Consider the following 20,868-nt stretch of genomic DNA (forward strand, 5'->3'; position numbering starts at 1 on the left):
TAACCATGCCAGACCAAGCCCACCCTTCACCCCATACCGTGTGCGTCATAATCGCGATGTACAACGGCGCCGACAGCATTGAGCAAACACTGGCGTCCGTGGCCGGGCAAACGCGACTGCCCGATCACGTCATCGTCATCGACGATGGTTCCACCGATGATGGACCCCAACGGGTCAGGGACTTCGCGGCGCCGTTTCGCCTGACGCTGTTGCATCAAGCCAACGAAGGCCAGGCCAGCGCCCGCAATCACGGACTGCAGCACACTGAAGAGACTCTTGTGGCGTTTCTCGATGCCGATGACAGATGGTATCCGCGAAAGCTGGAGCAACAAGTGGCACTGTTTGAGGAACTGAGTCGTCAGGGACGGCCGGTGGGGCTGATAGATTGCTACGTGCATAACGACTACAGCGACGGCAGGCGAATACTGGAAAACCGGCAAAAAAACGGTAGGCATTTCGACGATTTCATCCGCGCCAACGTCCTCAATGGCGTGTCCTCCGCGATGGTCAGACGCGACGTGATCATGCAACTCGGCGGCTTCAATGCCAGCCTGCGTTACTCCGAAGACCGCTTCATGTGGACCCGGATCGCCGAACACTGGGAGGTCCATACGGTGCCAGAGGTGCTGCTGCAGCGCATGGTCAACAGCGCCAACATGACCGCGCAACCGACAAGGTACTACCCGTACAAGATCAAGTTCATCGAAGCGTTCCTCGCCCAATTTGGCGCGCAGCTCAGCAAGCAGCAACGGATCGATTTCGCGCTGGGCAGCCTCTCCGACTTTCTCGAACTGTTTTCCCGCAGAGGCGAGCACACCCAAGTGATCGGTGTGTACCGGCGAATGCTGGAGTATTCCTGGCAAACGCTGATCTTCAGGAACGGCAAACCGACATTGCGCTTCCTCTATGCATGCGTCCAATCATTGCGCAAGACAGCTGCGTCCACCACCGCTCATTGAGTCGGTATCCGCCATGGCCAATCATCGTCTGGTTAAATTGATCTGGATTTTCACCGAGAAATTCGGCCTGATTTTCCTGTCGATGATTACCTTTGTCGCGTATGCCAGGCTGCTGTCGCCCACAGAGTTGGGTGTGGGCACGGTCATCATTGCCATCGTCGAGTTGATCGGGATGATTTATTCCTCGGTTCTGGAAGACCCGCTGGTACGACTCGAACGACTGGAAGACAAACACATCGCCACAGCTTTCTGGGCGTCGGTACTCGTCAGCCTGCTGTCCATCGTCGTCATCTCGGGCGCGGTAACGCTGTACACACCCAACCCGGTGCTGCGATGGATGACCGCGGTGGCCTCGGTGAAAATCCTGTTCACCATGATGGCGCGGGTCTATGTGGCGCAAATGCGCCGTAGCGGCAACTTCAGGATGTTGGCGTCGCGCACGTTACTGGGCAAAGTGTGTGGTGGCGTGGGTGGCATCGCGGTCGCGCTTTGGGGGTTGGGGGCCTGGGCGGTCATTGCCCAGGTACTGATCATGGAGTTCGTGTCCATTGTCGTATTGATGCGTGCAGACCCGCGCCGCATTGCCTTTTGCATTGACGGCCCGCTCCTGCGCGAACTGTTGAAGGCCGGCGTACCGGTTGCCGTCAACGCGCTGAGTTCGCAAACGCTACAGCGCGGAGTCACCGTCATCCTGGGCATGACGGCCGGCAGCAACGCGGTCGGCATGTTCAACATGGCGATGCGCATCATCGATCTGCCGCGCACGGCGATCTATCACGGCCTGATCAGCTACGCGCTGCCGGCGTTTGCCCGGCGCAGCGCCGATCCCTCGCGGTTGCGCGCGATCATCAGCGATTCGACCGCCGTCAGCGGCTTCCTGTTGACGCCCCTGTTCATCGGCATCGCACTCACGGCACATGACCTGATCCTGCTGATCTTCGGCGCCAAATGGACCGAGGCCATTCCCCTGCTGCAAGTGCTTGCGTGTACGGCAGCCATCGGCAATACCGCCATGTACGCCACAACCGCACTGGTCGCGGTCAATTGCAGCCACCTGACCATCAAGGCCGAAGTGGCAACCACCGTACTGGCACTGGCGCTGGTCTATAGCTTCGGCAGCCTTTATGGCGGCATGGCCGCTGCCCTCGCCCTGCTAGCCCGGATGGCGATCATCACGCCGTTGCAAATCCGCGGATTGAACAGCGCAATCGGCTATGACTGGCGGCTGTTTTTCGAAACCAACTATCGCAGCGTGGTCGCCTCGTTGGTCATGGCTGCGATCGTCCTGATGGTTTCTTCCCGATTGAGTGTTCAAGGCTACCTGCACCTGTTCTGCAGCATCGTGGTTGGCGCGCTGAGCTATGCCGTGGCGTACAGCGTGATGCATCCGCGCTGGCTGCAAGAATTCAAATCGGTTTTCACCACCCGCTGAGAGGACGCACCCGACAACCTTTCTCCTACCCGGACCACATTCTCCTGACTCGCGCAATTTCCTTGTGACAGGAACGCCTCATCATGCACAAAACCACGTTGATTACCGGCGGGGCCGGATATATCGGCTCGCATACCACCCTGACCCTGATTGACGCCGGTCAACAGGTGCTGGTCCTCGATAACTTGTGTAACAGCTGCCGCGAATCGCTCAAGCGCCTGGAGTATCTGACTCGCAAACGAGTCGACTTCATTGAAGGTGATATACGCGATAACCACCTGCTCGATGATATCTTCAGCCGCTATGACATCGATGCCGTGGTGCACTTTGCCGGTCTCAAATCCGTGGAGGAAAGCATTCGAAAGCCGCTGGACTATTACGCCAACAATGTCATTGGTACGCTCAATCTTTGCCATGCGATGGCCCGATTCGAGGTCTTCAAACTGGTGTTCAGCTCATCGGCCACCGTGTATGGCATTCCCCGACAGATACCACTCATTGAAGATCTGGGCACAGGCAAACCGATCAATCCCTATGGTCGCACCAAGCTGCTGATCGAAGAGTTGCTCACCGACTTGTGCCTGTCCGATCCGCAGTGGAGCATAGCGGTGCTGCGCTACTTCAACCCGATTGGTGCTCACGATAGCGGGCTGATCGGGGAGAACCCCAATGGCAAGCCCAACAATCTGCTCCCTTGCCTGACACGAGTCGCGATGAGGCAAATACCCGAACTCACCGTATACGGCAGCGACTATCCCACCGTCGACGGAACGTGCGTGCGCGATTACGTCCATGTGGTCGACCTTGCCGAAGGCCATCTCAAAGCGTTGCGGGCGTTGCAGAACAGAAACGGTATCCACGTCTGGAACCTGGGAACAGGCATTGGCCACAGCGTGCTGCAAATCATCCGCAGCTTCGAGGACATTACCGGTATTACCATCCCGTTCCGGTTCGCGCCGCGCCGTGTCGGCGATATCGCCGAATGCTGGGCCGACCCCACCAAGGCGGGGCGCGATCTGGGCTGGTACGCACAGCGCGACCTGATGCAGATGATCATCGACACCTGGCGATGGCAAATGTGTAATCCGCACGGATACCGCTCCCAACCCGGATTGGCCGCATCGATTGTGTTAAAGCAATGGGTATGAGCAGGTCCATTCTTTTGGCAGCCCTGGTATCGGTTGTGTGCTACGCGTCGGGGGGGACTCCCCCGCCGCTGGCCAACGGCCTGGTGCTGTGGCTCGACGCTGCCGATGCTTCAAAAATGACCTTCGATGCCCAGAACCACCTCCTGCGGTGGTACGACAAGTCCGGCAAGTCCAATGACGTTACCGTAGACGATTCCACAGGCGCCCTCCCTCAGCGTGTGGAGGACGCCATGAATGGCCATTCGGTGGTGCGTTTGAGTGGCTCGTCGGCGTTCCTTGGCAAGACAATTCGTGCCGCAAAAGGCCCCATGACCTTATTGATCGTGTCACGCAGACTGAACGGGCAAAGCGGCGGCGAGACCTGGCAGCGGCTGTTCAGCTCGCGCCCGTGGATCGCTGAAAACGACAACGTGGCACCGAATTTCGCGATCAGCGTGCAACAGCCCTCCGCCTACGCCCCGGCCCTCTTCGTTCTGGAACTCAACGACGTGCCCATAGGCCCGTTTGCGGTGGGGCGCAATGTGGTCGGTAGCACTGAAGACTTGCGTGGCGACATCGCGGAAGTGTTGGTGTACGACCGTCACCTGGCCTCTCTGGAGGAACGGCAGCGCGTGTTTCAGTATCTGGCGCAAAAATGGTCCGTCGCTATCCCCAAAGCGGCCAATTCCTGGACCCGTATTGGCCCCCTGGACACTGTACCGCAGCGGATCAATGCCGAACTGCCGCTGTCCGATCAGGCCAATGACGGCCAATGGAAGTTGGACACACAGTTTTCCGACGACTTCAACGGTGCGACCCTTAACACCAGTCGCTGGCACGTCAACAATGCCACGGGCACCGAATCGCTCGGGCGTAAACCGGCGCTGTTCACGCCGAACAATGCCTACCTGAGCGATGGCCATCTGAACATCGTTTTCCGCAAGGAAAACGTGCCGCAAAAATACGTTCGGCTGGGTTACCGAGACTATAGCTCGGCGATGGTCCGCACGATCGAGCGCAGTTTTTACGGCTACTACGAAGCCCGCGCCAAACCCATGGACTCGGCGGGTTCCAGCGCCTTCTGGCTAGCGTGGACGGGGCTTGCCGACAATGCCACGGAGATCGACATATTCGAGATCGGCGGCAAGACCAAGGGCGCCGCCTTCGACCGCCTATACAACATGAACGCCCATGTCTGGGCCACGCCACAGAGCACCGCCCACTTCAGCGATGGCAGCAGCTGGATCGCCCCGTGGCGCCTGGCCAGCACCTTCCATGTCTACGGTTTTGACTGGCAGCCCGACACCTTGCGCTGGTACGTAGACGGCGTCCTGGTGCGAGAGGCCAAGAACACCCACTGGTTCTTCCCGATGCAAATCCTCTTTGACAGCGAAGCCATGTGGAATTGGTTCGGCGTTGTCGACGACACCGATCTGCCCTCCACATTCAGCGTGGACTACCTCAAGGTGTGGCGGCGCGGTCGATAGCCGGGTCTTGATCCAGCGTCTTTGAATTTGATCCTTCCCCCTTCACGTCAATCGAGAGGGCGCGGTGAATGAACGGCACGATGACTTCCGAGCAAGCGACAGCCTGTCTGAATCTGGCGCTTGAACGAAACAGACAACTGTTCAATGAAGCCCATGACCTGAGCCGCGCCGCCCTTGATCTTCTCGATCAGCCCCACATGGACGCAGAAAAATTCACGCAGTACCAAGAGAAAAAACGCAACGCCGATCGTAAATACCAGGAAGCCATCGAACATTTGCGATTAATCATGGCTGAATATTCTGTCCTTCCTTGCTCAGCGGCAGATTCATCACATCAGCCATCGGATTCGGCCAAAGGATGAAGCCGATGGTTATTCGTGTCGCTCAGCGGAGAAACGCCATCGGGCAGCGCATGGGTGCCGGTCAAGCGTTTCGCCGCTACAATGCGCACCTTGACCGTGACAAGCCAGACTAAAAAAACATGTCCCTACCCAAGCATCACCTGGAATTGCTCAGCCCCGCCCGTGACGTGGCCATCGCCCGCGAGGCCATCCTGCATGGCGCCGACGCGGTGTACATCGGCGGCCCGAGCTTCGGCGCCCGCCACAACGCCTGTAACGAGGTGAGCGATATCGCCCAATTGGTGGAATTCGCCCGTCGCTATCACGCGCGGGTGTTCACCACCATCAACACAATCCTGCATGACAACGAGCTGGAGCCGGCGCGCAAGCTGATCCACCAGTTGTACGACGCCGGCGTCGATGCGCTGATCGTCCAGGATCTGGGCGTGATGGAGCTGGACATTCCGCCGATCGAGCTGCACGCCAGCACCCAGACCGACATCCGCACCCTGGCGCGGGCGAAGTTCCTCGATCAGGCTGGTTTCTCGCAACTGGTACTGGCCCGCGAGCTGAACCTCCAGGAGATCCGCGCGATTGCCGACGAGACCGACGCGGCCATCGAGTTTTTCATCCATGGCGCGCTGTGCGTGGCGTTCTCCGGCCAGTGCAACATCTCCCATGCGCAGACCGGCCGTAGCGCCAACCGTGGCGACTGCTCCCAGGCCTGCCGCCTGCCGTACACCCTCAAGGACGAAAAAGGCGGTGTGATCGCCTACGAAAAACACCTGCTGTCGATGAAGGACAACAACCAGAGCGCCAACATCCGCGCGCTGGTGGAAGCCGGCGTACGCTCGTTCAAGATCGAGGGGCGCTACAAGGACATGGGCTATGTGAAGAACATCACCGCCTACTATCGCCAGCGCCTGGACGACGTCCTCGAAGACCGTCCGGACCTGGCTCGCGCTTCCAGCGGCCGCACCGCGCACTTCTTCCTGCCCGATCCGGACAAGACTTTCCATCGTGGCAGCACCGACTACTTCGTCAGCGAGCGCAAGATCGACATCGGCGCCTTCGACTCGCCGACCTTCACCGGCCTGCCGGTGGGCGTGGTGGAGAAAGTCGGCAAGCGCGACCTGCTGGTGGTCACCCACGAACCGCTGTCCAACGGCGACGGCCTCAATGTGCTGGTCAAGCGCGAGGTGGTGGGCTGGCGTACCAACATCGCCGAGCCCAAGGGCGAGTTCGAAGAAGACGGTGAAAAGCGCTACCGCTACCGTGTCGAGCCCAACGAAATGCCGAAGGGGCTGCACCAGTTGCGGCCGAATCACCCGCTGAGCCGCAACCTCGACCACAACTGGCAGCAAGCCCTGCTCAAGACCTCCGCCGAGCGCCGGGTGGGTCTGGCCTGGGTCGCTCGCCTGCGTGAGGATCGCCTCGAACTGACCGCCACCAGCGAGGAAGGTGTCAGCGCCAATGTCGCCCTGGACGGTCCATTCGGCCTGGCCAACAAGCCGGAACAGGCCCTGGAGCAACTGCACGACTTGCTCGGCCAGTTGGGCACCACGCAATACCACGCCACGGATATCAAGCTGGATGCACCGCAGGCGTATTTCATCCCGAACTCGCAGCTCAAGGCCTTGCGCCGCGAAGTCATCGAAGCGCTGACCGCGGCCCGCATCGAAGCCCACCCACGGGGTGGTCGCAAGGCCGAGACCAATCCGCCACCGGTGTACCCGGAGTCCCACCTGTCGTTCCTGGCCAACGTCTACAACCAGAAAGCCCGCGACTTCTATCACCGTCACGGCGTCAAGCTGATCGACGCGGCCTATGAGGCTCACGAGGAGACCGGCGAGGTGCCGGTGATGATCACCAAGCACTGCCTGCGTTTCTCCTTCAACCTCTGCCCCAAGCAGGCCAAAGGCGTCACCGGCGTGCGCACCAAGGTCGCACCGATGCAGCTGGTGCACGGTGACGAAGTGCTGACACTGAAGTTCGACTGCAAGCCTTGCGAGATGCACGTGATCGGCAAGATGAAGGGGCACATCCTTGGTCTGCCGCAACCGGGCAGCGTGCAGCAGGTTGTCGGGCACATCAGCCCTGAAGACCTGCTCAAGACCATCCCTCGCGCGCCCCACTGAGTGACGGGCGAGCGCGCCGCCACGGCGTCGCGCTCGCTGTGTTAGGAGGGGTATTTAACCGATACAAAAAACGCCAGGCCGGATCGGCACTGGCGTTTCTCGTAAACACGACCATCCTGGACTCGCGCAATACTGCCGACTGAGTCATGACTGGATGAGTGTAAGGAAAATGGCAGGGGCGGCTGGATTCGAACCAACGCATGGCAGGATCAAAACCTGCTGCCTTACCGCTTGGCGACGCCCCTGTAGCTGTTGCGACGAGTGCCTGGCACTCTCTTTCTGAATGCGCAGCTTGCGAGCAATATCGAGCTGCTGCGTCCCTACGCTGCAAGCCCCGTAAGGGCCTCTGCAAGAACGCGCGGAAATTTATCAACTTTCGCGGCGTCTGGGAAGCCCAAAAACAAACTAATTTGTTTTAAAACAGACATTTACTGTTGAACCAGGCTATTCGGGATATCCGGAGGGTGCCATGGCAGCCGTTACCGATACGCTGAAGCTGTTTCTCACCGGCGATGTCATGACCGCCCGAGGCATCGACGCAGTGCTGCCGCATCCTGGCGATCCACGGCTTTACGAAGACTACGTCAAGAAAGCCGGCGATTACGTCCGGTTGGCAGAACGACGCAATGGCCCGATTCCCCGCCCGGTCGATTTCACCTATATCTGGGGCATTGCGCTGGATGAGTTCGAACTTCGCCAGCCACACGCACGCATCATCAACCTGGAAACGGCGGTGTCCCGCCGCGGACGACCGGAGCCAAAGGGCATCAATTACCGCATGAGCCCGGAGAACTTCCCGGCCATCAGTGCCGCCGGCATCGACTGCTGCGTGCTGTCCAACAACCATGTGCTGGACTGGGGCGCGCCTGGCCTGGCCGATACGCTGGCCACCCTGACGAACAACGACATGTGCAGTGCCGGCGCCGGGCACAACCGGCAATCCGCCGAAGCGCCCGCCGTGCTGGCGCAGCCTGACGGGCGGCGCTTGCTGGTGTTTGGCCTCGGCGCTCCCGACAGCGGCATTCCACCGCAGTGGGCCGCCACGGATAGCCGCGCGGGCGTCGCGCGGCTGGAAGATCTGTCGATGCAAAGCCTGCGCCCTGTGGCCGAACGGATTCTCCAGTACAAAAATCCGGGGGATCGGGTGCTGGCCTCCATTCATTGGGGCGGCAACTGGGGGTTCGAGATCCCGCAGGAGCAGGTCCGGTTCGCCCATGCCCTGATCGATGAGGCCGGAGTTGACGTGGTGCACGGCCACTCCTCGCACCACGTCAAGGGCATCGAAGTGTACCGCGAGCGCCTGATTCTCTATGGCTGCGGGGATCTGCTGAACGATTACGAAGGCATCGAGGGCCACGCAGATTATCGCGGCGACCTGGGGCTTCTGTACTTTGTCTCGCTGGCCCCGGACGGACGCCTGCAGACGCTGGAGCTGATACCCACTCGCCTGCAGCGCTTTCGCCTCTGTCGCGCCGAAGGGGATGACCGTCAATGGCTGCACGACACCCTTTCTCGCGAGTGCAAACGCTTGGGCAGCAGCCTCCAGCCGGGCGCGCAAAATGCCTTCGAGTTGCATTGGTAGGCTTTTTCATTTCTGCGTCGCTTTTGCATTTCTGTGCGACAGATCGCACTTCAGGTACTCCCGTACTACTCCCTCTTGGTGTTAGTTTGGAAAAGTTTCTGACTAATCAATCAGATATTTCCTACCAACCACCTGCAAAGGAATGTCCCCAGCAATGGATTTCTCACTCAAGCACCTGGCCGCGACAACCCTGATGCTGGCCAGCCTTTCGTCGTTCACCACCTCAGCGCACGCCAACATTACCCCGCAACAGAGCGCAACCATCCTCAAGACCTTCAGCGATGCATCGGTCACGGATTTCAGGCAATTCCTGGAACGCCTGGCCAAGAGCGAGCTTGCCAAAACCGGCAATCTCGGCCCGGCAATCAGTGCTTTCCAGGGCAATAAGCCCCTTTCCGCTGAACAACAGAACGAGATCCATCGACTGCTTGGCCTCTATGCACGAGTGAAGTACGGCAACGCGGCCACCGAGACCCTGCGCGAACTGGTGGCCATCCCGACCTTCCGCGTGGACGGCGTGGCCCAGCACGAGAACCCTGAATTCATCAAGATCGGCGACAAGCTCAAGGGCCTTGCCCAGGCCTTCGACCTGAACTTTCGCAATATCGACAACCGCGTCTATGAAATCTCCCTCGAAGGGGCTGGCGACGAAATCGTGGGCATTCACGCGCACGCCGATGTGGTGCCCGTGACGCCGGAGAACTGGGTTCTGAAAGACGGCACCCGCCTCGATCCGTTCAAGGTCACCCTGGTCGGCGACCGTATGTATGGCCGAGGCACCGAAGATGACAAGAACGGCATCGTGGTTGCGCTCTACGCCATGAAGATCATCAAGGAAGAGAAGCTGCCGCTGGCTCGCCACTTCAAGCTGCTGGTAGACACCACCGAGGAAACCACCGGCGACGCCATCCCCTACTACTTCGAACACAACCCGACACCCAACTACAACCTGGCGCTGGATGGTGGCTACCCGGTGGTGATTGCCGAGAAAGGCTACGGCACCGTCATGGCGAACTTTGCCCGGCGCAACGCTCAGGGCAAGGGTGCCGAAATCATCTCAATGACGGGCGGCCTGGCAACCAACCAGATTCCGTCGACGTCGGTCGCCACTCTTGTGACTGACAAGCCCGCCGAACTGGCCGCCAGTCTGCAGAAGGCAGGTAGCGATTATGCCAAGCGCAATGGCGGCAACTTCGAGGTGACCGCCAAGGTCGTCGGCAAGGACGTCAAGCTCACGGTCACCGGTGTTTCTGCCCACTCCTCCGAGCCCGAGTCAGGCATCAACCCGGTGGCACGGATGCTGGGCTTCATCAACAGCCTCGACGGCAAGGTCGCGCTCAAGCACAACCACATTACCGACGCCGCCCGCTACGCCGTCGACAACTGGGGGCTGGACTACCTGGGCGGCAAGTTGGGGGTCGGTTTTTCCGATGCCTTCATGGGGCCGCTGACCACCTCCCTGACCTATGTCGGGATCGATGAAAAAGCCTTCAAGCTTGCGGTCAACCTGCGCGTGCCGAAGGGCAAGTCCCCGGAAGCGCTCAAGGCTGAAATCGCCGAAAAGCTGGGTGCCTGGAGCAAGAAGACTCACATTGCAGTGGCCTTCGACTACAAGATCGCCGAGCCGATGTACCGCAACCCAGAAGGTGAATGGGTCAAGGCGCTGTTGGCGGTGGCCAGCGAAAACCTTGGCATGGAACACAAGTTCGGTACCTCAGCCGGCGCCACTTCGGTCCATGAGCTGCCCAACGGCGTGCAGTTCGGTTTGGCCAGGCCCGAGCTCAAGTACACCGGCCACAACGACAACGAATTCAAGACCGTCGACCAGTTCCTGCTGGACCTGCAGATCGTGACCGAGATGATGGGTCGCATCGGGCAGTTGCCGACACTCTGATCCCCCTTCCGGACCCGCCATTCTGGCGGGTCCATCGTTTTGATCGTCTAGCCATGAACCGGCGGCTATCGCATAACTGACCTATTCTGAATCAACCGACAAGAAGTCAAACCCCACCTGATGTACCCGGACTCTTTACAGCAATGGAGGCTAGGCGATGAAGGAGCAATCGATTGAGTTCCGCCCTGGAGAGGGACACTTTGAAGAGGGGCACTCTGCGCTCCTCGCCATGACCCACACCCCCCAATCTTCTACGACCAATAGCCGCATCGAGCTTTACACCCAGGAGTCGATGGTCAATTGGCTAGGCCCGTTTCAGCTCATGCGCACGGGCATGCAATCGGCCGCGGCCACCACCATGGGTGCCTTCGCGGACCCACGCGATGTACTGGCCATGCTCAACCCCCGGGACTCTAACCCACCCATTGAGGTGGCTGCCGACGGTGACGTGTGGATCGACTATCTGGCGGATACCGGCGATGGCTGGGACTCCACCTATTCCATGGCGTTGTGCGTCAGCCAGGATGTCAAGTTGCCGGAGCTCACGCTGCCGCGCGGCGACGTGCTGCTGCTCGGCGGCGATCAGGTCTATCCCACACCGGCCCAATCCGGCTATCGCACCCGCTTCCTCGATCCCTTCCGCGCCGCCTTCCCCGCGCCGGTCCCCAAGGTACGCCCGAATGAGCAGGACCAGCCCGTGCCGCAGCCAGGTGCACCGTGGATGGTGGCGACGCCCGGCAACCATGATTGGTATGACGGCCTGCGCGGTTTCTCTCAACTGTTTTGCGAGCAGAAGCCCATCGGCGGCTGGGAAACCCGTCAACACACCAGTTACTACGTGCTGCAGCTGCCCAATGGCTGGTGGATCTGGGGCCTGGACCTGCAATTGGAGTCGATGATCGACCGCCAGCAGAAGCAGTACTTCGAAGAGATGCGCGCCAAACTGCAGCCAGGCGACCGCGTGATCCTCTGTACACCCGAGCCGAGCTGGGTGGATGAGGCCGAACGACTCGCACGCGTGGGGCGCAAGACCCTGCCCTCGATCGAGACCCAGACCTTGCGCTTCAGCAGTCTGCGCGAGATCGAACAGCTCTTGGGTGACCACTTGGCGGTGGTCCTGGCCGGAGACTCGCACCACTACGCGCGCTACCAGCCAAAAGCCGGCAGCCAGGCACCGCAACGCATCACCTGCGGAGGCGGTGGCGCCTTCCTACATGGCACTCATCAGCTTCCAGATCCGCCCGAGCCGATCAGCGTCGGCGGAACGCCGCAGCACTACGAGCTGGCGGCAACCTACCCGGACAAAAAAACCTCCGAACAACTGCGTAATCGGGCATGGCGGCTACCCACCCACAACCTCTCGTTCTGCGGCATGCTGGCGATCTTGTACTTGCTGTTCGACTGGATGGTAGAAAGCGCCAGCAAGGTGCCCCATCCGGCGCGCGATAATCGCAGCCTGGTCGAGGTATTGTCTGGCCTCGAAGTATCTATTCCCAACCTGCGCGAGGTATGGCGACAGTTGGTCCTGGTCCTGGCACACAGTCCTTCTTCGGTGATGTTTGCCGTGACCATTGTGCTGGGCTGCGCAGTGCTCTCAGCCGCCGGAGTCAAACGCACCCGAAAGCTTGCCTATGGCGTCGGGGCCGTTCACGGGTTGCTTCATCTGGGACTGGCGATCGGGCTGCTGTGGCTCATGGGCCGTATCAACATCCACTACTTGCAGTTCGAGGTAGAAAACCTGCTCCAGGTCTTGTTGTTCCTGGTGGGGACACTGGTGCTCGGCGGTAGTTTGGGAGGCCTGCTATTCGGTGCCTGGATGGTCATGGCCAACACTTTATGGGGGCTGCATAGCGAAGTGGTTTTTTCCTCGCAACGCATCGCCGACCACAAATGCTTCCTGCGCATGCACTTCAACGGCGACCAACTCACCCTTTACCCGCTCAAACTAGAGAAGGTCTGCCGGCGCTGGTCCGTGGCGTCGGGAGTCGCCAAACTGGCGAAGGTGCAGCGCACCTGGAGGTTGCGGGCAACGCCTGAAAGCACTGGCCCGCGCTTCGTGCCGGCCTCGGGTGAGCTCGAACTACGGCTGATCGAGCCGCCCATCGTGATTCGGCGTGGAGGAATCCCCTCATGAGCTCGCCGGCCTCAACGAACAAGGGTTAGATTTGAATGACGCTGGCTGTCCAGACGACCCGAATAAACCCGCCCGCCCGAGCTGACTCAAACTCAGCTCGAGGCGTTCGCGGTTAACGGCCCGGGCGGCCTTAGAACCCCGACGTCATGCCCTCATTCACAATCGCAATATACGACGCTGCTCCTTCGCGCCCTCCTCCCCTTTTCCCCTCCCAAGTAGTCTGAAACTCCCACCCGGTGTGGGAGTTTCGGACGATGCGCATTCCCCGGCGCTTCTCCATAGTTGCGGCCAAAGGTCAACGGTCAGGCCTCGATGACCGCAATTGCTCTGGAGAAAGTCATGGCTATCGGCGAGCAAAATTCATCGCTAACGGGCGATCCGACCCTCCTAAACATTCCGACCCTCGACTCAGTGGTCAACGCTCTAAGCGTTGTGGCCTCCGGCGCGAGCGTTACGCTGGACGAAACGGCCGGGCTACAAAACCTCACCGCCACGCCAAGCCCCGCGGGAGACGCTGACGACAACGACATTCTGCTGGCGTCCCTGCCCTCGACTTTCTCTACCCGTTTGACCGCACTGGGGGCAGGTACCGCAATGGGTGCGGCCTTGAGTGGCTATACCGGCGCCGTGGGCAATACCGGCAGCAATGCGTTCAGCGTCAGCGCTGACCCCGGAGCAACCATTACCAATATCAGCTTCGTCGACAGCACCGGCGCACCGCTTAATGGTGTGGACAGCGGACTGGATACCCTCGATGGCACCAGCATCCTTCTCTATACCGATACGAACGACAACATCCTTGTGGGCCGAGCCGGAAGCGCAAGCGGCGCAATCGTGTTCGCGGCCTATATCGAAGAGACCGGATCGCCGGTCTCGGGCGGCAAAATCTGGACCGTGGAGTACCAACCGCTCAAGCACCCGGACGCCAGCAACCCCGACGATGCGCTCAATCTGCTGAATAAGGTGTTCATCGGAACCAGTCAGGACACAGAGTTCAGTCTGGACAATGCGCCGTCGGGCCAGCAATTGTTCCTGATGTTTACCACTGTGGGTGCGACGGCCGATGCGAACGGCCGGATTCCCGGTGTCTCGATCATCGTCACCGGCAGGGATCCGCTGGATCAGTCGGCAAGCAGTGCTGCCATCACCAGCGCCGACACGGTCAACAGCAGCCAGGGCGGCGGCAGCACAACCCTGGGCACCAACAACCAGGCGATCACCGAACAGGAAGGCCTGCGCTTCAGCTTCGTCACCGGTGCCAAGGCGGACTTCACAGTCCCCAACCTGAGCCCCGGCGAAGCGGGTGTCGAAGCGAACATCGACTTCACCCAGTACTTCGGCGCCCGCTCCGCGACCTTCAAGGTCGTGCAGGAGACGGGCGGCACGACTGCGAAGCTCTTGCTCACCGCCGTCAAGAACGCCGACAACGTCAGCGGGTCGCAGAGCGGTGTCAACTTCGTCAACAGCTACGCCAACGACAGCACCGAAAAGGTCGCGATCATCAACGGCAGTGTCACCGTCAAGACGTTCGCGGGCGCCACCGTCAGCGGCGCCGTCATCACCTACAACGCCGACGGCACGGTGCTGATCACCGGCGTTCCGACCGACTCGCAGATCACCTACAGCACGGCGACCGACCACAACCGCGTGATGATCGAGAACGCCGGGTTGCTGACCGACAAGAACGGCGACAAGACGCATGCTGACTTCGACATTGGCGGCTTCAAGGTGCTGCAGTCCAGCACGTCAACCGCCGAAATCGGCTCCAAGATGATCTTCGAGGATGATGGGCCGAGCATCAGCACTACTGGCACGGAGCCGACGCTGACGGTCGACGAAACGGTACTGGCGACCAACGATACCAAGAGCTTTGCCGCCAACTTCAGCTCGGCGTTTGGCGCTGACGGGGCCGGCACGCTGACCTATGCGCTGGGCGTGGTGGCGGGAGGCTCCGGGCTGACCGACACGGCCACCGGTGAGGCCGTCAACCTGTCGCTCAATGGCGCCGTGGTGGAAGGCCGCACGGCCACCACCAACCTGCTGGTATTCACGGTCAGCGTCGCCGCCAATGGCGACGTCACCCTCGACCAGATCCGCGCCGTGGTGCATCCCGATGCCACCAATCCGGATGATTCGAAAACGCTGACCTCGGATACTCTGGTGACGCTGACGGCGACCAAGACCGACGGGGACGGCGACAGCGCCCATGCCACGCTCAACATTGGGCAGAACCTGGTGTTCAAGGATGACGGGCCCAGCATCAGCACCACCGGCACGGAGCCGACGCTGACGGTGGACGAAACGGTGCTGGCGACCAACGACACCCAGAGCTTTGCGTCTAACTTCAGCTCGGCGTTTGGCGCTGATGGGGCTGGCACGTTGACCTATGCGCTGGGTGTGGTGGTAGGTGCCTCCGGGCTGACCGACACGGCCACCGGTGAGGCAGTCAACCTGTCACTCAACGGCGGCGTGGTCGAAGGCCGCACGGCCACCACCAATCTGCTGGTGTTCACCGCCAGCGTGGCTGCCAACGGCGAGGTCACTCTCGACCAGATCCGTGCCGTGGTGCATCCCGACACGACCAACCCCGACGATTCGAAGACCCTAACGGCGGACAACCTGGTAACGCTGACGGCAACCATCACCGACAAGGACGGCGACAGCGCCCAGTCGACCCTCAACATCGGGCAGAACCTGGTGTTCAAGGACGACGGACCGAGCATCAGCACCACCGGCACCGAACCGACGTTGACGGTGGATGAGACGGTGCTGGCGACCAACGATACCAAGAGCTTTGCCGCCAACTTCACCTCGGCGTTTGGTGCCGATGGTGCGGGCACGCTGACCTATGCGCTGGGCGTGGTGGTGGGGGCCTCCGGGCTGACCGACACGGCCAGCGGCCAGGCAGTCAACCTGTCGCTCAACGGCGGCGTGGTGGAAGGCCGTACGGCCACCAGCAACCTGCTGGTGTTCACGGTCAGCGTCGCCGCCAATGGCGACGTCACCCTCGACCAACTCCGCGCCGTGGTGCATCCCGACGCGACCAATCCGGATGATTCGAAAACGCTGTCGGCGGACAACCTGGTGACGCTGATAGCGACCAAGACCGATGGAGACGGCGACAGCGCCCAGGCGACCCTCAATATCGGGCAAAACCTGGTATTCGAGGACGACGGCCCTACACTCGCCTTCGGCAACCTCATCGGCACCGGTAGCATCCTTCCACAACAGGGGTACTGGGATAATTCCGCCGGAGCCGACGGGCTGGGGGCAACCGGGCTGGATATTTCGTTGGTGAATAACCAGTTCACCCTCGTCCGGCCAGACAACACGACCACCACCGGCACCGGCACGCTCACCGAGCAGTCGCCCTCACCGGACGCCAACGGCGCGTACCACTTCGCAGGCACGTTGACCGGCGACTTCGACAACAACGCCTCCACCGCAAATACCAGCGTCGACTACACGCTGACCGCCTATAGCAATGGCACCTATACACTGGACCTGGTGCAAGGCTTCAGTTCGCAGATCGTGCTCAGCAGTGCCGACGGCTCGCTCAGTGCCGGTGGCCCGGACCCCGTGCGCACGTTGTTGATCCCACCGCAGAATCCGCCGACGATTCCTTCGCCCTCCGAGGAGATTGTGTTCTTTTCCGCGAAGGCAACGGCGTCGACCGGGGACATCCTGAGCGGTATCGGGCTCGGGAAACCCGACCCCACCGAAGCCCAGCTACAGACCAGCCCGCTCCCGTCGTACATCGACCCGGCAGCCATGAACGTCAGCACGTCCGGCATCGGCGTCGGCAATAACCTTCTCCAGGGAGACAACCTGGTGGCCATCAGCGCCGCCGATGAAAGTTTCGTGATCAATCCGGAAAGCCTGCTGGCAGGCATGAAGATCTTCATCGACAACTCCGTGGGGGGGTACAACACGGCGACCGAGGACCTGTACTACCGGATCTACTACGAGGATGGCACGTTCTCGAACCTCACCGAGGTGAACACCGTGACACCGGAGGCCGGCGGACAAGTGTCCTTCCTCGTTCAGCAGCAGGGCACGAAGTTGATCGACGCGGTTCAGCTCACGATGGGCCGAGGCGATGTCAAGATCCCGGTGATCGAGTTCATTAAGCCGACCGAAAGCCTGGCCAGCGATATCAAGCTGGCATTCAATGCGACGCTGACGGACAAGGATGGGGACTCGGCGACGAGTGCGTTTGACGCCAACCTGTTCGCCAACGACCTGGGCACCACCTTCGACTTCACGCTGGTGGGCACGGCCGGTGAGCGGGATGCCTTCAACGTCGATTTGTCATTCATCCAAAACAAATACCAGATCACCGGCTTCGATGCGAGCGCAGGTCTGCGCGACACGCTGGTGCTCAACGGCGACCAGGGCTCCGTTGTGCAGTCGATCGACAACAGTGGCGCAGACAGCGTCGTGACAGTTGCCGAAACGGGCGGACAAATCACCACCATCACCTTGGTCGGGGTCGATCTGCTGAGTACCGACATTGTCCATGGCAGCGCCTGAGGCAGCGCGTGCGTAAAGGGATGCGAGGGTGGTGCAGACCACCCTCGCATTTTTTTGCCGTTCCACCACAAGGCTTGAACGCCGCGGGTACATACACGTTACGCGGTAGGCCACTGACGAGGACGACTAGTCTGAAACTCCCACCCCGTCTGGGAGTATCGGCCGATGCGCCCCCCCCGACGCTTCTCCATAGTTGCGTCTCAAGGTCAACGGTCAGGCCTCGATGACCGCAATTGCTCTGGAGAACAATCATGGCTATTGGAATCACCGGCGTGGATGTTTCGCTGGACGAAACGGCCGGCTTGCAAAACGCCACCGCCACGCCAAGCCCTGCGGGAGACGCTGACGACAATGACATTCTGGTAGCGTCCCTGCCCTCGACCTTTTCTACCCGCTTGACCGCACTGGGGGCAGGTACCGCAACGGGTGCAGCCTTGAGTGGCTATACCGGTGCCGTGGGCGACACGGGCAGCAATGCGTTCACCATCAGCGCCGCGCCCGGAGCAACCATTACCGATATCAGCTTCGTCGACAGCACTGGCGCACCGCTCAATGGCCTGGACAGCGGACTGTTGACCCTCGATGGCACCAGCATCCTTCTCTATACCGATACCAACGACAACATCCTTCTGGGCCGGGCCGGGAGCGCAACCGGCGCGATCGTGTTCGCGGCCTATATCGAAGAAACCGGGTCGCCCGCCTCGGGCGGCAAGATCTGGACCGTGGAGTACCAACCGCTCAAGCATCCGGACGCCAGCAACCCCGACGATGCGGTCAATCTGCTGAATAAGGTGTTCGTTGGAACCAGTCAGGACCTGGAATTCAGTCTGGCCGGTGTGCCCTCCGGTCAGAACCTCTTCCTGATGTTCACGAAGGCGAACCCGACCGTGGTCGATGACGCGGGTGTCTTGCGGATCACCGATCCCACCATCATCGCCACCGGCAAGGACCCCGCAGACCAGTCAAGCGGCGCCAATATCAACACTGGCGACACGATCATCACCAGTCAGGCGGCCAACCCGACTACCTTCGGCACCAACAACCAGATGATTACGGAACAGGAAGGCATCCGCTTTTCATTCGTTACCGGTGCCCGGCAGGATGTGACCGTTCCCAACCTGGATCCGAACGAAGCCGATGTTGAAGCCAATATCGACTTTACCGCCGTCTTCAACGCGAAGATGGCCAGTTTTGACGTCGTGCAGTTGCAAAGCGGCAAGAGTGCAGTGGTAAAAGTCAGCGCATTCAGCACCGCTGCTGAACCTGGCGTGAATTTCATCAACGGCTATGCAAATGACACGGCGGTGGCCATTACCAACGTTCGCGTCATCAACACCAGCACCGGGCAGGTGGTCGAAAATTCAAACGGTTCGGTGAATGATCCGGCCATCACCATCAGCTTTACCGGTGGGGTTGCAACCATCACCGGCGTTTTGGCCGGCTACCAGATTGAATACACTACAGCCTCGGATCACAACCGCGTGCTCGTCGAGAACGGGGCAGCCCTCGACGCCAGGGGCAATACCCACGCCGATTTTGATGTCGGTGGCTTCACGCTGCTCCAAACCTCTGTGACAACCGCCGAAATCGGCTCCAAGATGATCTTCGAAGACGACGGCCCTACACTCGCCTTCGGCAACCTGATCGGCACCGGTAGCATCCTTCCACAACAGGGATACTGGGATCATTCCGCCGGAGCCGACGGGCTGGATGCGAACGGACTGGATATCTCGTTGGTGAATAACCAATTCACCCTCGTCAGACCAGACAACACGACCACCACCGGCACCGGCACGCTCACCGAGCAGTCGCCCTCACCGGACGCCAATGGCGCCTACCATTTCGCAGGCACGTTGACCGGCGATTTCGACAACAACGCCGCCACGGCAAATACCAGCGTCGACTACACGCTGACCGCCTATAACAATGGCACCTATACACTGGACCTGGTGCAAGGCTTCAGTTCGACGGTCGTGCTCAGCAGTGCCGACGGCTCGCTCAGTGCCGGTGGCCCGGACCCCGTGCGCACCTTGTTGATTCCGCCGACGAATGACCCGACCATTCCTTCGGCATCCGAGGAGATTGTGTTCTTTTCCGCGAAGGCGCTAGCGTCGACTGCGGACATCCTGACCGGCATCGGGCTTGGAGCCCCCGACCCCACCGAAGCCCAGCTACAGACCAACCCCCTGCCGTCGTACATCGACTCGAGGGCCATGAACGTCAGCACCTCCGGCATCGGCGTCGCCAATAACGTCCTCCAGGGAGACAACCTGGCGGCAATCGGCGCTACCGATGAAAGTTTCGTGATCAATCCGGAAAGCCTGCTGTCGGCCATGAAGATCTTCATCGACAATTCCGTGGGAGGTTACAACACGGCGACCGAGGACCTGTACTACCGGATCTATTACGAGGATGGCACGTTCTCGAACCTCACCGAGGTGAACACCCTGACGCCGGAGGCCGGCGGACAGGTGTCCTTCCTCGTTGAGAAACAAGGTACGGCCTTGATCGACGCGGTTCAGCTCACGATGGGCCGAGGCGATATCAAGATCCCGGTGATCCAGTTCATTCAGCAGACCGAGAACCTGGCCAGCGATATCAAGCTGGCGTTCAACGCGACGGTGACGGACAGGGATGGGGACGCGGCGACGAGTACGTTCGACGCCAACCTGTTCGCCAACGATCTGGGCAACGCCACCTTCGACTACACGCTGGTGGGCACGAGCGGTGAGCGGGATGCCTTCAACGTGGATTTGTCATTCACCCAGAACAAGTACCAGGTCACCGGCTTCGATGCGAGCGCAGGCCTGCGCGACACGCTGGTGCTCAACGGCGACCAGAACGCCGTTGTGCAGTCGATCGACAACAGCGGCGCAGACAGCGTCGTGACGGTTGCCGAAACGGGCGGCCAAACAACGACCATCACCTTGGTCGGGGTCGATCTGCTGAGTACCGACATTGTCCATGGCAGCGCCTGAGGCAGCGCTCGCGTGAAAAGATGCGAGGGTGGTGTAGAAACCACTCTCGCATTGTTTTTTGCAGTTCTGATATGGGATCCGCAGGGATCGCAGACGGTAGGTCCTCATTCACAAACGTAATATGCAGAGCCGCTTCTTAGCGCTCTCATCCCGTTTTCCCCTACCATATAGGCTGAAACTCCCACCCCGCATGGGAGTATCGGCCAATGTTCAATCTCCAGCGCTTAGTCATAGTTGTAGAGGTCAATGGTCAGACCTCGATG

At 60.4% G+C, this 20,868-nt stretch carries 11 protein-coding genes and 1 tRNA gene; 11 read left to right on the forward strand and 1 reads right to left on the reverse strand.

Annotation, left to right across the window (positions count from 1 at the left end):
• The first annotated feature begins 5 nt into the window (after positions 1 to 5).
• From PSH69_RS16645 to PSH69_RS16670, 6 genes are all read left to right on the forward strand, one after another.
• The gene (locus PSH69_RS16645) at positions 6 to 959 is read left to right on the forward strand and encodes a glycosyltransferase family 2 protein (protein ID WP_305409124.1); all 954 of its coding nucleotides are present in this window, start codon (positions 6 to 8) and stop codon (positions 957 to 959) included.
• A gap of 13 nt (positions 960 to 972) precedes the next feature.
• A complete protein-coding gene (locus tag PSH69_RS16650; RefSeq protein WP_305409125.1) occupies positions 973 to 2,391 on the forward strand; it encodes an oligosaccharide flippase family protein in 1,419 nt (472 codons plus the stop codon).
• A gap of 83 nt (positions 2,392 to 2,474) precedes the next feature.
• Positions 2,475 to 3,539: a UDP-glucose 4-epimerase GalE gene (gene galE, locus PSH69_RS16655; RefSeq protein ID WP_305409126.1), complete on the forward strand. Its 1,065-nt coding sequence runs from the start codon at positions 2,475 to 2,477 to the stop codon at positions 3,537 to 3,539.
• Positions 3,536 to 5,005 (forward strand): family 16 glycosylhydrolase, encoded by a 1,470-nt coding sequence (locus tag PSH69_RS16660; RefSeq protein WP_305409127.1) that lies wholly within the window; start codon positions 3,536 to 3,538, stop codon positions 5,003 to 5,005. The genes galE and PSH69_RS16660 overlap by 4 nt, the downstream gene beginning before the upstream one ends.
• Before the next feature lie 68 nt (positions 5,006 to 5,073).
• Entirely contained in the window at positions 5,074 to 5,367 is a 294-nt protein-coding gene (locus PSH69_RS16665; RefSeq protein WP_305409128.1) for a hypothetical protein, read from the forward strand.
• A 119-nt stretch (positions 5,368 to 5,486) separates the two neighbouring features.
• The gene (locus PSH69_RS16670; protein ID WP_018928889.1) at positions 5,487 to 7,484 is read left to right on the forward strand and encodes a U32 family peptidase; all 1,998 of its coding nucleotides are present in this window, start codon (positions 5,487 to 5,489) and stop codon (positions 7,482 to 7,484) included.
• A gap of 170 nt (positions 7,485 to 7,654) precedes the next feature.
• Here the strand turns inward: PSH69_RS16670 and PSH69_RS16675 are convergent.
• Positions 7,655 to 7,729, reverse strand: a tRNA-Gln gene (locus tag PSH69_RS16675).
• A gap of 224 nt (positions 7,730 to 7,953) precedes the next feature.
• Here PSH69_RS16675 and PSH69_RS16680 point away from each other — a divergent pair.
• The 5 genes from PSH69_RS16680 (at position 7,954) to PSH69_RS16700 (ending at position 20,605) form a co-directional block, all read left to right on the forward strand.
• On the forward strand, positions 7,954 to 9,066 hold the full coding sequence (locus PSH69_RS16680; RefSeq protein WP_305409129.1) for a CapA family protein: 1,113 nt from the start codon (positions 7,954 to 7,956) through the stop codon (positions 9,064 to 9,066).
• Positions 9,067 to 9,220: 154 nt separating this feature from the next.
• The gene (locus PSH69_RS16685) at positions 9,221 to 10,960 is read left to right on the forward strand and encodes a dipeptidase (protein WP_305409130.1); all 1,740 of its coding nucleotides are present in this window, start codon (positions 9,221 to 9,223) and stop codon (positions 10,958 to 10,960) included.
• Positions 10,961 to 11,117: 157 nt separating this feature from the next.
• Entirely contained in the window at positions 11,118 to 13,094 is a 1,977-nt protein-coding gene (locus PSH69_RS16690) for a metallophosphoesterase (RefSeq protein WP_305409131.1), read from the forward strand.
• 339 nt (positions 13,095 to 13,433) lie between these two features.
• On the forward strand, positions 13,434 to 17,627 hold the full coding sequence (locus PSH69_RS16695) for a DUF5801 repeats-in-toxin domain-containing protein (RefSeq protein ID WP_305412840.1): 4,194 nt from the start codon (positions 13,434 to 13,436) through the stop codon (positions 17,625 to 17,627).
• A gap of 251 nt (positions 17,628 to 17,878) precedes the next feature.
• Positions 17,879 to 20,605: a hypothetical protein gene (locus tag PSH69_RS16700; protein WP_305409132.1), complete on the forward strand. Its 2,727-nt coding sequence runs from the start codon at positions 17,879 to 17,881 to the stop codon at positions 20,603 to 20,605.
• Positions 20,606 to 20,868: the final 263 nt, after the last annotated feature.

It is taken from the genome of Pseudomonas sp. FP1740 (assembly GCF_030687165.1).
Taxonomy (GTDB): Bacteria; Pseudomonadota; Gammaproteobacteria; order Pseudomonadales; family Pseudomonadaceae; genus Aquipseudomonas.

Excerpts from the sequence above, each read along its gene's own strand:
- galE (WP_305409126.1), top strand. The coding sequence starts at position 2,475 with ATGCACAAAACCACGTTGATTACCGGCGGGGCCGGATATATCGGCTCG.
- PSH69_RS16670 (WP_018928889.1), top strand. The coding sequence starts at position 5,487 with ATGTCCCTACCCAAGCATCACCTGGAATTGCTCAGCCCCGCCCGTGAC.
- PSH69_RS16685 (WP_305409130.1), top strand. The coding sequence starts at position 9,221 with ATGGATTTCTCACTCAAGCACCTGGCCGCGACAACCCTGATGCTGGCC.
- PSH69_RS16695 (WP_305412840.1), top strand. The coding sequence starts at position 13,434 with ATGGCTATCGGCGAGCAAAATTCATCGCTAACGGGCGATCCGACCCTC.
- PSH69_RS16690 (WP_305409131.1), top strand. The coding sequence starts at position 11,118 with ATGAAGGAGCAATCGATTGAGTTCCGCCCTGGAGAGGGACACTTTGAA.
- PSH69_RS16700 (WP_305409132.1), top strand. The coding sequence starts at position 17,879 with ATGGCTATTGGAATCACCGGCGTGGATGTTTCGCTGGACGAAACGGCC.
- PSH69_RS16645 (WP_305409124.1), top strand. The coding sequence starts at position 6 with ATGCCAGACCAAGCCCACCCTTCACCCCATACCGTGTGCGTCATAATC.
- PSH69_RS16680 (WP_305409129.1), top strand. The coding sequence starts at position 7,954 with ATGGCAGCCGTTACCGATACGCTGAAGCTGTTTCTCACCGGCGATGTC.
- PSH69_RS16660 (WP_305409127.1), top strand. The coding sequence starts at position 3,536 with ATGAGCAGGTCCATTCTTTTGGCAGCCCTGGTATCGGTTGTGTGCTAC.
- PSH69_RS16650 (WP_305409125.1), top strand. The coding sequence starts at position 973 with ATGGCCAATCATCGTCTGGTTAAATTGATCTGGATTTTCACCGAGAAA.
- PSH69_RS16665 (WP_305409128.1), top strand. The coding sequence starts at position 5,074 with ATGAACGGCACGATGACTTCCGAGCAAGCGACAGCCTGTCTGAATCTG.